This window comes from Vibrio breoganii, assembly GCF_024346795.1.
Taxonomy (GTDB): Bacteria; Pseudomonadota; Gammaproteobacteria; order Enterobacterales; family Vibrionaceae; genus Vibrio; species Vibrio breoganii.
On the sequence record NZ_AP024865.1, the window covers coordinates 1,013,912 to 1,028,353 of the forward strand.

Genomic DNA, 14,442 nt, shown 5'->3' on the forward strand with positions numbered 1-14,442 from the left:
TGTTTTTACATCAAAAAGGCTAATTAGTACATTGGTTTAACTTTGTACTCTTCAAAAACATGAATCAGTGAAGACTTGTTAGCTAAATCGTTAGCTGTTTTCTCACCAGCATAGTAAGCGCCGAAGTCTTCTCTAGACATCTTCAGTGTTTCTGTTACTGGTTTTTGGAACGACTTGATATCAGTGATGAACTCTGCAATACCGTTACGAATATCGAAGCCGAACTTTTCACCTTCAACATCTAGTACTAAGAAACCAACATAGCCATTCGCTTTCTCAGGCATAACACGAACTCTGAGGTAATTCATGGACGTTTCTAAGTTTTGTCCTGCCCATTCAGCTGATTCAACTCTTGTCATCGTTACGTCTGTATTACCTTCTAACGATTGTGCTGCAGATAGATACATGTTGCGTGCAATCAAACCTGGAGATAGACGACCTAGCTCACGGAACGTATCCGCTAAGTTTTGACGGTACTTCTTATTCTGCGGTTCTTTATTATACATAGTTAATGCAATGTCTTTTGCCCACAAGAACTCACTCGCTTCAAACGCACGGTCAAATTCTTTAGCTAGTTTCTTCTCGCCTACTAGTTTGAACAAATACTCAGCTTGAACATCGCTCGGTAATGAATGCATATCTTCTGCGTAACCAGAGAACCAACCTGCATTTGCTGTCGGTGTTGACTCATAAAAGTGCTCACGTTGGCCATATACGTTATTTACATATGGGTGAGATTCTAATGACTCAGGAAGCTCAATCACGTGTTTAAGTTCAGTAGGCTTCACACCATTGTTTGTGTGGCGAATAGCTTGATCGTGTGTAAATGCCATTGAATCTAACATCGCTTCAATTGAGTTATTTACGTTTTCTTCGCCTACGATAGGACGGCCACCACCACCAAGAGGTAGAATTATCTCTGGTTTCAGTGAACGAATTTTCTTAATTCCATCCATCCAAGCAATTGGAGAACGGTACAAGTCACCACGCATCGTGTATAGGTTTTGTACAGGCCATACAACGTTATCAATAACAAGATCAAGTGCAGGGATATGATAAATCATTGAATCTTCTGCATCTGTTACTGCGTGATATCCAAAGATCTCTAGTCCACCAACCTTTATTGATTTGCCTTCTTCTAGTTCATGTGTGATAGGCAAGTAAGCTGATTCTTTTAGCTCAACTTCAATACCAGAAGGCGATAGATCCGCTTTTTTATCTGCAGCAAGTTTCAAACCAAACTGGTTGTCTGATCTTGCATTAAGAGAGTTTAGAAGCTCAGGTATTACCGCCGTAGCAATACCACCTGCACCTTTAGCAGCTTCAATTGCATTACCGCGAGGGTGACCAATGATGATTGCTTGATCACCATCTAGCATGGTTGTTGTACCATACTGATAGTGAGCATGGTCGTAAGCAACGGCAATGATAGGTTTCTTAGAAACGTTTTCACGAATATAATTGCGGAAAGTTGCACCATCCTCAGCATGTTCGCCACTGTTAAAAACAATTAATCCCTCATCTGTTTCAATGACAACGGGTGCGTAAAATTTGCCACCTAAAATTGTAATGTTTGGCGCGACATCAATATGAAAAATCTCTGCTGATGTTCTATTGATAGTTAGGTTTTCTGACAGTTCAGACATGTTAGCAACAATGCCATTTGGCAACTCTACAGCCTGAGCTTGTTTAGGAGCTGATCCATTATAATGCTCCCACTGTACACCCGCAAAAGAACCAAAAGCAATTGAGCTCAAAGCTACAGCTATGATCGTTTTCTTCATGTTAATTACACCTTTATTTGTTTCGATAAAGGGATTATATGTTTTATTTTAGCGCATTCAATTCAACACGGTGTTGAATTTATCTAAACACCAAGTTTTGTAATGATTTGACTGAACTTGGGCGACTTATGCTCGCAATCTTTATGTGTAATCAGAATGAACTAAACTAGAAAACTACTCCGGAGGCGTAACAACTTCGGAAGTAATGAAGAGAAATAGCTATAGGTGACGGTCATCTAAATATCATATAACTAGGTTGTAGAAAGAAAAACTGAATAATTAAAAGTCTAAATTCTGTTAATTATCTCTTTAATCACGTCATTTAACCAATGTACAGTTCGATTATTTTTATTTCTTATATGATAATAACTATAAACTGGAACTTCAAAGCATTTGCCGCTCATTGTAATAAGGCTTCGTTTGAAATCAGAACCTAAGTATTTATGAGCAATTGCTGTGCAAGGAAATGCTATGTCACTATTAGCGACTGTCTCAATAACTGCTGAAGGAAACTCTGAACGAAAAACAACATTTACTTTCTGTCCTTGCGATGCTGAAAATTTCTCAAAATAAGAAACTGAATTGTTCCAGTCTGAGTCTAAAATCGTTGCAATATTTAAATCGACTTTCTTTGTTAGCTCTACTGTTGGACTTGAAAAGAAATTATCTCGTCGCATATAGAGATAGGGAGAGTCTATGAATAGCTCTGTACCTGTTAATTCACTACTGAGGTCTTGCATTTCGTGCTGTATGCCTAGAAGCACATCATTATTTTTTAATTCATCTACTGAGATCTTAGACCAATTCACTAATTGTAGTTGCACGTTGGGAGCTTTATTGTGAATAGCATTAAATAACTCACTAGACATGAAGGTTGCAAAAATTGGACTGACTGCAATTTTTAACACCCCAGTTAATGCAGCTGGATCAAATATTACCGAGTTATTAACTGTATCTGACAGTTGTTCGACAATCGGAGTCAAGGAAATGGCTAACTGTTCACCATATTCAGTTGCTTTAAGCCCTGTTGGTGTCTTAACAAATAGATCATCATTAAAGTGATCGCGTAATTTTTTTAGATTCTTGCTGATAGCAGGTTGTGCAATAAACAGCCGATTGGATGCTTTACGCATGTTTTTCTCTTGGTACAACACTAAGAAAATGCGGATTAAATTAAGGTCTAGTTTAGAGAATAGATCAATTGCCACGAATTTTAACCTCTCAAATAGTAATAAACATAGTTTATCAGATAAGAGCAGTTTTGCTTTCGCCCGATAGAAAAAGAGGTAGCCGAAGCTACCTCTTTGCTATCAATTAGCTCTTATTTCATCATTTTTAATACAAATTGTAAGCCATCATCATTTTCCCAGTCGTACAATACAGCGTATAAATTCATTAGTTTATTCGCTTCTTCTAGGCTGCCAGTTTCGATGCTCGCTTCACCAGATTCAACTAGTCCTTGAACGTCAGACATATTGTTAAACAGTTTAGCGAATGTTGCATCGTTCATTTTAATGATAACGTCAGCACCCTCTAAAGAATCGCGTGTATAGGAAACACCATTACGGATTTCAAGTAATGCAGACTTACCACTTTCAAATTGGAATCCAATCTTAGCTCGAGTTTCGCCTGCTGCTTTATAATCCAAACGTACACGAAAATTATCCACGAAGTTCACTACGTCAGCCGCAACAACTTGAGGGTTTGCAGGCAATACAGAAGGTAACGCAATCTCACCTTTTACCATGCGAGCTTGAGTTAGATACCAAGAACGCAAGTTATGAGACTCAGTTGATTCAGCCATCGCATATAACGCATCAATGTAGAAATCTACACTCGCTTGGTGCTCAGAGTTATAGTTTACTAGGTGCTTACCTAGTTGAACCGAATACTGGAAATTACCCGCTTTTAACTCACCCTTAGCAAACTCAAGCGTTTTATCTTGGCCTCCCATACCACGAACGATCATGTCAGCTTCAGCAGTAGGGTGGAATGGTATAGCGTCTGCCGCAATACCATCATACGAACCAAGGATCGCAGAATAAATCTGTGTAATCATTGTTTCGAGCTCGCCATAGTTTTGTCGAAGATGTGGTTCATCAACAATAACATCTGGCACTTTTACGTTATGCGCTGCAACTGTTCGTTGATTACCTTGAAGCATATTGAACATTGTTTGGTTCAATACAGCTGAAATCGCATCTTGATAGGCGTGAATCGCTTTTTGTGAATCCGCTACACTATTTGTTGATTTTGAGTGTGTATTAAGAAGAACTTTTGGTTGTAACGCTTCCATTTTCTCTAAAGCACCAACCCACAGTTCAGGGTTACGGTAAGAACCACCACGAATAGAATACAAATTAGGAAAGAAACCCCACATGATGTTACTCATCAATATATCAGACTCAGGGAAGTGCACCATTGTTTGATAAGCAGTGTCTGTACCGATGGCGTCAATGTAGAAAACCATCTCAGTGCCGTCAATTATGATACTTTGACCATCAGTCTCAATTGGCGTGTCTACGTCGATAGGTCCCTGTACAGCGGTAATATCTATGAAATGCGTGTGACCAGAGGCACGAGGACCTTCTTGGTCAGTTAATACATAAAATTGTTGCAAAGCTCTTGGTAGCAGTACATCAGAAACTTCTTTGTGCAGTGCCGCCCCTGCAGCTGAAGCGCGGTAAGAATCATTGTGATTCCAGTGACCAATGATCTTAATGTCTTTATTTCCACGTTTCGCTTCGGCATCAATAAAGTACTGCGCCCCACCTACGTAATGCTCGTGTGAGTAGATGATAGCTTTAATTGGTTTGTCTGTGTCTTTGCGGATCAAGTTGTAGAATAACTCTCCTTCATGAAGACTATCACCTGTGTCATAAATGATAAGACCATTTTTAGTCTCAACAGCGTGTATGTTGACAATGCTACCGATATTATAAGTATAAACACCTTCAGCAACTTTTACTGAAGTTTGCTGATTTGCTAAATATGAGCCTTGCTTTTCTACTGAATCAATAATTGACTGATACATACCATCTGAAATCAAAGCGCCATTTTCCGCCGTTTTCGTCGCGCGTTTGCCTTGATAGTATGCTGAATTATCATTTAGGTATGACAATGCATCTTTCGATACATCACTTGGAGAAGCGGTAGCAGTCAGCGATCCTGTTGTTGCGCCAAAAAACAAAAGACACATAGCAGTTGTGATATACGTTTTTTTCATTAAAGGGTTCCCATTGTTATACTTGGTAATGATGGATTAAATATGCGTTTATTATCACTTATGAAATAAAAGTGGTCTAATCGAAAGTAGGAATAGCCTTGATTCCAAATTCTTATGAAGAGAGATTTAAAAATAAATATTAAAAAATTACACTTTGAATACTAAACTCTCCTGTTGTATCAAAACACAAAGTAGTTAACGTATTAAAATAACATTAGATTGACGGTGGGAATGCTTGTATCAGTCCCAAATCAATAGCTTCTTCGAAGCTTAATGTGCCTGATAAAATCGCATTAATTACAATTGTTGTGATTAACATATATGAGTCACTATCATTTACTGGAGCGTCAAATGTCACCTTCCTAGTTGATGAGTCAAGCGTTGCCCATAGCCCAACATCGGTTATATAAATATTCGAGCTTGGCAGGTTTTCGTTATCTAAGTGACGACTTAGCAGCTGTATCCACCACATTGAACGTAGATGTGAGGCGTTTTCCCCAAGTTTTTGTATCGGTTCAATGACGCCATTCTGCATGGCTATTTGAGACTTAATCGTATTCCATGTCGCCCCCTCTGGTCCCTCAGCTTTAACCAGATGCAAGGCGCAAGCTGATGAGTAAGAAGACAGTATTAATAAACTAATTGCGATGATGATATTACGCATATTCATAGCCATTATCGTTCTCATTGAAAAGAGGGCTACCAAATAATTGGTAGCCCTTTTAGTTTGAAAATATTTAAGATATTAAAAATATTTAAGATATTAAAAATATTTAATTAAAGCATTTTAGCTAAGAACTGCAGGCCTTTATCGTTCTGCCAGTCGTACAAAACTTCATATTTAGACATCAGCTCTTCAGCTGTTTCAAGATTACCTGTGGTAATTTCAGCTTCACCGCTCTCAACCATAAGACTAACTGTAGTCAGATTGTTATACAGTTTAGTAAATGCTACATCAGCCATTTTAATCACAACGTCCGCATCATCAATGTTATCGCGAGAATATGAAACGCCATTACGAATGATCAATGCATGAGTTTTACCGCTTTCAAACTCAAATCCAATCTTGGCACGAGTGTCACCTGCAAGTTCATGACTTAAGCGAATACGGTAGTTATCAACAAATTCTTTAACATTTGCTTCTACCATTGCAGGCATAGCAGGGATAGCCGTTGGCAATGCCACTTCGCCGGCCAGAGTTTGCGCACGAGTCAAGTACCAAGAGCGTAGGTTATGAGACTCTGTACTTTCAGACATTGCATGTAATGCTTCAATAGCAAAAGCAACGTTTTCTTCGCTGTCTGCATTGAAATCAACCAGGTATTTGCCCATTTTCACTGCATACTGGAAGTTACCCGCATCCAACTCTTGCTGTGCAAACTGACGAGCTTTGTCTTCTCCACCCATACCACGGATGATCATGTCAGCCTCGGCTTTAGGGTGCATTGGAAGTGCATCTTCTGCACGGCCGTTGTAAGAACCTAATACACCAGCAAAGATTGCCGGTGGCATTGTTGCCACTTCACCGTAATCTTGACGCAGCACTTGCTTGTCTTGTAGTTGCTTAGGCACAGAAACAGAGTACGCTAGCTCAGCTGGCGTTTCACCACGTAAAATACCCATCAAGCTTTGGTTAAGTACAGTAGAGATTGAATCTTGGAATGATTCGATGAAGTCCACTGTTTGCTGGCGATTGGTCGTTGAACGGCTATGAGTACCCATGATGATTTCTGGCTCAAGGCTCTCAAGCTTGCTTAAAGCGTTAATCCAACCTTCTGGGTTACGGTATGCGCCACCACGAATAGAATAAATGTTAGGGTAAAAGCCCCAAACAATATTGTGCATAACGATATTATCATCTTCTATGTGCACCATAGTTTGGTTTTTAGTATCCGTCTCAACGCCTTCGATATAGAAAGTAAACTCTTTACCATCGATAGTCATTTTTTGACCATCTTTCGTGATCGGCGTATTGACATCAACAGGGCCACGTTGCATTGATAAATCAATCTTATGCATGTGACCTTCAGCGTAATCACCCTCTTTCGGAGTGAACGTATAGAATTGGTGTAAAGTACGAGCTAGTAAAACATCTGAAGCTTCTTTATGAATCGCTTTACCCATAACGGATGAGTTGATCGACTCATTATGTCTGTGGTGACCGATTAACTTCACTGTGGTATTACCGCGCTCAGCTTCTTTATCTAAGATCGACTTTGTACCGCCAGTGTAGTGCTCATGAGAGAAGATAATGGCAGAAATAGGCTTATCCGTTACTTCACGAATCGCTACCCAAAGTTCCTCACCTTCCTGCATATGCTCACCTGCATCGTACAGTACAATCGTATTTTTAGTTTCAATAACGTGAGTGCTGATCAAAGAAGACATGTTAAAGCTATGAACCCCCTCCTTAATCACTTCATGTTTGATTCCAGCACCTTTGTAAGTGCCTTGCTTGTGATCCGCTTCAGTAAGAGATGAAAACATCTTATCCGACACAAGAGCACCATTAGGCAGTCGATTGGTAGCACGCTCACCTGAATAATAAGGCGAGTTTTCGTGTATTTCATCTAGTTCAGTTGCAAATATAACTGAAGGCGTAAACAGGCAAGAAGTGATGATACCTAAGGCTACGAGGTTCTTTTTCATTGTAAATATCTCATCGAATCAATAACTGCAGAGATACTAACCCCTGACGCATGATAAATATATTTTCAATTTATTATCTTCGTGTTATCGTTTTTTTATCACCCTATTATAGCGACTAAGTTTATGAAGAAGCGTGGGAACAATCTGGATTTCAATTTACTCAAGGTTTTTATCATCGTTTATAGACAGAAAAACCTAAAGAAAGCAGCTCGGATTCTGAACTATACTGCACCCGCAATAAGCTTAAAGTTATCTAAGTTGAAGCAGCAACTGTCAGGAGAGCTATTTTTAAAAACACCTTATGGTGTTGAACCTACAGTTCTTGCCGATGAGCTGTACCAGAAAGTCGCCCCCTTAATCCATCAGTTAGAAAGTTCCATTGAGGCGTTAGATGAGTTTACCCCTGAAGAAATTGAGCAGCCGATTAGAATAGACCTTGGACAGCACTTTCAACCTTGGTTATGCCCAGAGGTGTTTAATGCTATACGCCGTGACAACAAGAATGTTGAAATCCATTTTGCCCACTTTACTAGAGAGAGTTTCGAGCGATTACGTAATCAAGAGATTGATATTTGCATCCAATTCAGTTCCAGCATTAAACTCGAGAAAGATATTCTTGAATTACCCATTGGTTTTGACCATATGGCGATGATGGCCAGCAAAGACCATCCTTTCAAAGGCAACGAGGGACGGCTATCTGATTTATTACAATATCAATTAGCTATGATTCAGTCAGGGTTACCTTTACCGGAGCTAGGACCTTTGGCTGAAACAATTAAAGAGTTAGATTTACCGCTCAATATAGGTTGCAAGGCAGCTTCAATGGATGGTTTAAAAACACTTATCGAACAGACAGAAATGCTCACCCCTTGTTCGGTAAAAACAGCTAAACTCTATTCTTCCTCAATGCGCTATATTGAGGTAAGTGACTTTCCTCACTTAAGCCATCACCGCGTATCAGCTTACATATTACAACGAAATCGTCATAGCCGATTTAGTGTGTGGCTGAACAATCTAGTAAAAGAACAGTTCATTAGCTAACCTGGCCACTTAAGTGACTGGAGCCTCAATAAACTCAAACTAATAAAGTGAACATCTGGCTTTTTAAGTCTCTCAATGGTTTGAAATTTTTGCCATTTATATACTTATTTGACACAGAAAGAGCTTTGTACCGATGGGCTCGAAAGCAGTCATATGATGTTAAAGTGAGTGGTTACCAGCAGAAAACTCGCCCTTTCGCTGTAAAGTGTTAAAATCCCTTTATCTGCTCATTCTGTTGCTAAACTATCGTACTCAGGAACAAAAGTTCTTTTTCAATAATTAATAATTTAGGTATCCCTACTGATACCTAAAATGCAAACAGAAGAAAATAAAGGTAAATTTTTCAAATGGTTAACAACACAATCCAATGGTTTCCGGGTCACATGCACAAGGCTCGTAAAGAGATCGAAGAGGTCGTGCCTCAGATTGATGTCATTATCGAAGTGCTAGATGCACGTATCCCCTACTCGTCAGAGAACCCTATGATCTCTGAATTGCGTGGTGATAAGCCTTGTATCAAGGTGCTCAACAAAAGAGATCTGTCTGATCCTGAGCTAACACAAGTGTGGATTGAGCATTTTGAGCTTCAAGAGGGCGTTAAGGCGATGGCTGTGACCACCGAGAACCCTCAAGAGATCCATAAGATCATGGAATTGTGTCGCAAGTTGGCTCCTCATCGTGAAGCGATGGGTAAGAACATTCGCACCATGATCATGGGTATTCCAAACGTAGGTAAGTCCACCATCATCAATACCTTGGCTGGACGTACCATAGCTCAGACGGGTAACCAGCCTGCCGTAACGCGTCGTCAGCAACGTATCAACTTACAAAACGGTGTTGTGCTTTCGGATACTCCAGGAATCCTATGGCCTAAGGTAGAAAACCCTCATAGTGGTTTCCGTCTTGCGGCTACTGGCGCGATTAAAGATACGGCAATGGAATACGACGAAGTGGCTTTTTACACTGTTGAGTATTTGGCACAGCAGTATCCAGAGCGTTTGATGGAGCGCTACCAGCTAGACGAACTGCCTGACACTGAAATTGAATTGATGGAAGCGATTGGTCGTAAGCGTGGCGCACTGCGCTCAGGTGGACGCGTCGATCTGCACAAGGCATCCGAAATATTGTTGCACGAACTTCGACAAGGTGTACTGGGTCAGGTCACTCTCGAACTTCCTGAAATGATCACTGAAGAGTTGATCGAAGTAGAGAAAGAAGCCGTCCGCAAAGAAGAAGCAAAGATTAAGAAGAAAGAAGAGCGTCGCAAGCGATACCTTCGAAATAAGCGTTAAACTTGTCGCTAAAATACTGCAACAAACAAAAACCTCAGCTCATTTTTTGAACTGGGGTTTTTCATTTCTAGAATAATTGTTCTATATTTAGTCGCAAGCACCCTTTCTTCATGGAGGAAGAAATATGCTACGCAGACTACTTTACCCTGCGATTGGCCTATTCATTATTGCCTGTCTTTTCTTTGGAGAAGACATGTGGAAATTCTTTACTGGTGATCCTATCCGCGACGTTCAAGACTGGGCGCAAGGTATCATGAGGGCATTCAATCAATTTATTAGTGGCTAGCCTGATAGCTATTGATGCTGTTTCGGCTTAAATGCCAGCACCACGACAGGCACCATATGCAATATCATCATACGGATAACATGACTTAGCATAATAAGCGCAGGCTCAAGCCCCAAATAGAGAGCTGCGACGGTCATCGCTTCAATACTCCCAGGCATCCAAGAAAGAGAAAGAACAATAAAGGGCTTGTCTAGCCAAAGAGAAAAAGCAAACGCGCATACAAAGGTCACACTTAGGCTCAAAACAGTGACGCATAAACTCGCAAACGTGAATCGACGAAACTCTTGAGCCGATATATTACAAAGCCTCAGCCCCATTACCACACCAAGAGCAGAAATCGCTACCATCATAATAAGTGGCGAGATAGAAAGATTGAGCTCCGGCACAAAGCCGTTTAGTCCAATACCCACTAACATCCCTGTAACCATATAGGGAGCGGGGATTCCTAGTTTATTCAATACTACTCCGCTTCCCCCAGCCAACATAAACGCCAAAGCAAAGGTCAGAACATTGAAGCCCAGAGGTTGTTCGAGCAAATGGGTGTTTGATTGCTGTGAAACGAGTAATCCTGATAGCAAAAGAAGAAAGATAAGCCGGAAAGTATGTACAAAGATAACCTTAGCTGAAGGCGCCTTTTGAGCTTCGTTTAATACCATGACGGCTGCCATAGCGCCCGGTATAGAAGCAAGTAAGCTATCCCCTTTACTCCACGAGAAACGCTGTAACAACCAGTAACCGCATGACACCTGAAGTGCCATACAAATTACCAGCCCTGCAAACATAACGAGAGGAAAGCCGGTCGCAAAGAACGAAGAGGGTATCAACCCTCCAACACTCAAACCTAGTGCCAGTTGGACAAGTACCAGAGTATGCTTGGGAACCTTTGTTTGAACCCCTAATTTACTCAATACAATTATGATAACAATACTGCCAAACATCTCTCCAAGGGGAATAGATAGAGCGACAAACAACGCTGAAAAAGCGAAGGCAACCAGTAAAGTTGTTATTGAGTTGAGAGAGCGCTTCAAACTTAACATTCCTTGTTATTGAGCAGGTCACATCGTAACAAAGAAAAAGAACAAGCTAACTGTTTTATCTGAAGAATGTGGTCACGAAATGTAAGAAGCGTTCGTTACGATATTAGCAGAGCATAAATTCAGCCTTGATAGGAAGTACTCAAAGAGCAATGGCTACAGCTATCCAATAGCTGCAGCTCAGTGTACTTTCTAATTTTCCTAGTCGACAGCGCCTATCTACAGTTGTTATTTATCGCCACCAGCAAGATTCAGTAAAATATCTTCAAGTTGATTCCACGGCATTAGCTCGGTATCGATAACCTCAATACGTGACTCAAATCCCTCTAGAGACAGGTCATTCACTGACAATACGCCATCCGCCTTATTGAACGCATAGCAGCCTTTATCGGTATTCATTACCGCCTTAACACGATCAGCGGTAAGAGCGCTTAACATCGAGAACAGAGAATCAAAATCAAAGGTCATCTCTGCGCCAAACTGCCAACCGCAGGAGAAATAACCCTGACCTTTATTCTCTTTGCGAATATGGGTTTGGTTAGGTGGCAATTGGAACTGAGGTTCTAGCGCTGCATGGTGATGATGGTGTTCTTCTATGTCCATATCATCACTTGGTTTCACAAACATATCCAATAGAGACGGTTCTATATCCCCTCTTGTCGTGTTGATAACAGTAGAATGGATATCTTGAGATTGCAGCCAGTCATGCATTGTCGCAACCTGCGCTTTCGCCGCTAGCTCACTCTTATTAGCAATGATGATATCCGCCACTTCCAACTGTTGCTTGAAATTGGCATTTGTCGTGTACTTGTCATTATCAAAGTATCGAGCATCGGTGAGGGTCAATGTTGAACGCAGTTCGATATAAGGGCTGAACTGAGAAGAGGAGAGCGTAGCCATGATCTGCTTTGGATGGCCTAGACCTGTAGGCTCAATAATGAGTCTGTCTGGATTGCTACGCAATAAAGCGGTAATAGCAACGCTCGTGGGTACGCCTGCAGTGCAACAAATACATCCTCCCGGTACCTCTTTAATCAGGGCGCCACTGTCAGACATCATAGCCCCATCAATACCGATCTCACCGAACTCATTGACTAATACTGCCCAATTTTCATTCGCGGGTTTGGCCTTTAATAGCTCTAAAATGGTAGTGGTTTTGCCTGTACCTAAGAATCCAGTGATGATGTTAGTGGGTGTTTTGCGAGACATAGACGCCGTTGTGAGCAGATGAATTATGCTTAGAGTCTACAAGATTCAATAATAGGGAGAAAGGTTAAAACTAAGGATGCAACAAAGAAGGATAAGATAAGCAAGAGAGGAGAAACAAAGGGGTGCATGATTGTCCTTAACTAGGACCCCTGAACTTTGATACGAGATACCTATTTAATGGTTAAAACCGTATCCCAGATACTACCTGCGTGCGCCATAAAAGTACTAAAAAGAGCAAAAAGAATGACCACAGCAAACGCAGACATCAATGCGTATTCGACAACCTTCATCAACCACCTCATTGGAAAACACACCAAACTCAGTAAGAAATACTCTTGAATGCTTGATATGCGACAACTTGAAAGATGGAGGATTATACATTTGTCGTACAAATAATAAACAGCGGTCTTATTCTTGAAATACGCAAACTAAGTTTCCATAATTAGAAGATAAATTTATCTATAATTTTCAGTTAGTTAGACACGTTAGGAAAAACAGGAAAATGAAACAAATTGTAACTCAGGTGGGAATTTACGGTCTATGATGCCTAAAAAGGGCTATTTACTACCATTTTCACAAACGCCAGAAAGCACAAAGGCGCACTTTGCATGCGCCTTATGGTCTCGTTACTCAATCGTGAGTTTGCGAATCTCGCGGGTTGTTGACCGGAGAACTATTAACGAGCGTTAAAGTATTTACGGCTCTTCAGCTGTGAAGCGATTACACTTAATGTATTACACTTAATGTTAATCAAAGTGAGGTAACCCTTTCCTCCCTGTCAGATTCGATTTTTACCTCACGATTTAACTATGGCGCATATTTTAAAAACTGCAAGTATTACCAGATAATGAATTGTTTATTACTTTTTTGATCATGGCAATAAGCGCTCGGTTGCGGTTTAATATGCAACATTCCAGATTAGCCACTTTACCCTCGGAGAATAAGAGACTTGTTACGCAAATTTCATCGGTTCCATCACATTCCGCCTTCGCAAGCCGCGCTTGCACTGGGACTGATAGGTTTAGGACAGGCATGGGCATTGTATATCCCAGATGTTGGCAATGTTATTCGTCCATATTTAGCGTTAATTGGTACTCTGATACTGATTCCAGTACTGCTAAAGTACACCCTTAATCCGCGTCTTTTTTTCGCTGACATTAAGCACCCCCTCAGTGGCAGTTTAATGGCGCCGATGAGCATGGCGCTGCTAGTGCTTTGTGATTATCTCGCCACTGAGATCCCTGATATCGCATCCGTGTTATGGTTTGCTTCGCTGGGCCTACATATCACCATGATGGTGCTATTTTTTGGCTTCCAATTCGCCAACTTTAAGATGGTCAATATTGTGCCAAGTTGGTTTCTTTATCCGGTGGGCGTGATCAGTAGTACCTTGGCGGGATCAGAGCTGGGGCATACCGTGTTTTCGCAGAATATGGCCATGCTGTGTATTAGCATCTATTTCCTCATGCTTCCGTTGGTTCTCTACCGATTGGTGTTCTTTGGAAAATTACCTCGCCGAGCACGTCCAACGCTTGCCATTATGGCCGCACCGATCAACCTTACCCTTGCGGCTTATTTGGTGAACTTTCCAGATCCGGACCCCATTCTAACAGGGGCTTTAGCCGGCATCGCCATTACCATGACCTTGCTTATCTACCTTTGCTATATCAACCTATTAAGACTGAAGTTCCAGCCTTCCATTGCCGCCGTTACCTTCCCGTCAGTGATCAGTGCAATTGCCATGTCGAGGCTGACCACATGGTTTGAATTGGCGCACGAAGATTGGTATTGGCTACATAAATTTGGGATGTTCGAGCTGACAATAGCAACGCTACTGGTGTTGTGGGTATCGGCAGGATATGTGGCCATGTATTGGCCAGAGCGGTTTAAACCTCAACACAAGAAGATTAAACCGCAATAG

Annotated in this window: 11 protein-coding genes; 4 read left to right on the forward strand and 7 right to left on the reverse strand. The window is 41.1% G+C overall.

The window, feature by feature from the left end; genetic code table 11:
- Positions 1–23: 23 nt before the first annotated feature.
- The 5 genes from OCU35_RS17510 to OCU35_RS17530 all read right to left on the reverse strand — a co-directional run bounded on the left by OCU35_RS17510 (position 24) and on the right by OCU35_RS17530 (position 7,659).
- Positions 24–1,784 carry an alkyl sulfatase dimerization domain-containing protein gene (locus OCU35_RS17510; protein WP_261826089.1) on the reverse strand — a complete coding sequence of 587 codons (1,761 nt, stop codon included), beginning with the start codon at positions 1,782–1,784 and terminating at the stop codon, positions 24–26.
- 287 nt (positions 1,785–2,071) lie between these two features.
- Positions 2,072–2,992 carry a LysR family transcriptional regulator gene (locus tag OCU35_RS17515; protein ID WP_261826090.1) on the reverse strand — a complete coding sequence of 307 codons (921 nt, stop codon included), beginning with the start codon at positions 2,990–2,992 and terminating at the stop codon, positions 2,072–2,074.
- Between the two features lie 113 nt (positions 2,993–3,105).
- Complete coding sequence (locus OCU35_RS17520) at positions 3,106–5,010, reverse strand: alkyl sulfatase dimerization domain-containing protein (protein ID WP_261826091.1); 1,905 nt, start codon at positions 5,008–5,010, stop codon at positions 3,106–3,108.
- Between the two features lie 214 nt (positions 5,011–5,224).
- Positions 5,225–5,686 carry a hypothetical protein gene (locus OCU35_RS17525; RefSeq protein ID WP_261826092.1) on the reverse strand — a complete coding sequence of 154 codons (462 nt, stop codon included), beginning with the start codon at positions 5,684–5,686 and terminating at the stop codon, positions 5,225–5,227.
- A gap of 101 nt (positions 5,687–5,787) precedes the next feature.
- The gene (locus tag OCU35_RS17530) at positions 5,788–7,659 is read right to left on the reverse strand and encodes an alkyl sulfatase dimerization domain-containing protein (RefSeq protein WP_261826093.1); all 1,872 of its coding nucleotides are present in this window, start codon (positions 7,657–7,659) and stop codon (positions 5,788–5,790) included.
- 123 nt (positions 7,660–7,782) lie between these two features.
- Between OCU35_RS17530 and OCU35_RS17535 the strand changes: the two genes are divergently transcribed.
- From OCU35_RS17535 to OCU35_RS17545, 3 genes are all read left to right on the forward strand, one after another.
- Positions 7,783–8,700 (forward strand): LysR family transcriptional regulator, encoded by a 918-nt coding sequence (locus OCU35_RS17535; RefSeq protein WP_261826094.1) that lies wholly within the window; start codon positions 7,783–7,785, stop codon positions 8,698–8,700.
- Between the two features lie 347 nt (positions 8,701–9,047).
- Positions 9,048–9,992 (forward strand): ribosome biogenesis GTPase YlqF, encoded by a 945-nt coding sequence (ylqF, locus tag OCU35_RS17540; RefSeq protein ID WP_261826095.1) that lies wholly within the window; start codon positions 9,048–9,050, stop codon positions 9,990–9,992.
- 124 nt (positions 9,993–10,116) lie between these two features.
- A complete protein-coding gene (locus tag OCU35_RS17545; protein ID WP_017027966.1) occupies positions 10,117–10,278 on the forward strand; it encodes a hypothetical protein in 162 nt (53 codons plus the stop codon).
- Positions 10,279–10,286: 8 nt separating this feature from the next.
- Here OCU35_RS17545 and OCU35_RS17550 read toward each other — a convergent pair whose 3' ends face one another.
- Together OCU35_RS17550 and OCU35_RS17555 are read right to left on the reverse strand one after the other, a co-directional pair.
- Positions 10,287–11,306, reverse strand: coding sequence for an AbrB family transcriptional regulator (locus OCU35_RS17550; RefSeq protein WP_261826096.1), 1,020 nt, complete (start codon positions 11,304–11,306; stop codon positions 10,287–10,289).
- A gap of 234 nt (positions 11,307–11,540) precedes the next feature.
- Entirely contained in the window at positions 11,541–12,521 is a 981-nt protein-coding gene (locus OCU35_RS17555; RefSeq protein WP_261826097.1) for a CobW family GTP-binding protein, read from the reverse strand.
- Positions 12,522–13,470: 949 nt separating this feature from the next.
- Here OCU35_RS17555 and OCU35_RS17560 point away from each other — a divergent pair.
- On the forward strand, positions 13,471–14,442 hold the full coding sequence (locus tag OCU35_RS17560; RefSeq protein WP_261826098.1) for a TDT family transporter: 972 nt from the start codon (positions 13,471–13,473) through the stop codon (positions 14,440–14,442).

Coding starts and splice junctions, on each gene's coding strand:
- OCU35_RS17545 (WP_017027966.1), top strand. CDS start 10,117: ATGCTACGCAGACTACTTTACCCTGCGATTGGCCTATTCATTATTGCC.
- OCU35_RS17520 (WP_261826091.1), bottom strand. CDS start 5,010: ATGAAAAAAACGTATATCACAACTGCTATGTGTCTTTTGTTTTTTGGC.
- ylqF (WP_261826095.1), top strand. CDS start 9,048: ATGGTTAACAACACAATCCAATGGTTTCCGGGTCACATGCACAAGGCT.
- OCU35_RS17510 (WP_261826089.1), bottom strand. CDS start 1,784: ATGAAGAAAACGATCATAGCTGTAGCTTTGAGCTCAATTGCTTTTGGT.
- OCU35_RS17555 (WP_261826097.1), bottom strand. CDS start 12,521: ATGTCTCGCAAAACACCCACTAACATCATCACTGGATTCTTAGGTACA.
- OCU35_RS17525 (WP_261826092.1), bottom strand. CDS start 5,686: ATGGCTATGAATATGCGTAATATCATCATCGCAATTAGTTTATTAATA.
- OCU35_RS17530 (WP_261826093.1), bottom strand. CDS start 7,659: ATGAAAAAGAACCTCGTAGCCTTAGGTATCATCACTTCTTGCCTGTTT.
- OCU35_RS17535 (WP_261826094.1), top strand. CDS start 7,783: ATGAAGAAGCGTGGGAACAATCTGGATTTCAATTTACTCAAGGTTTTT.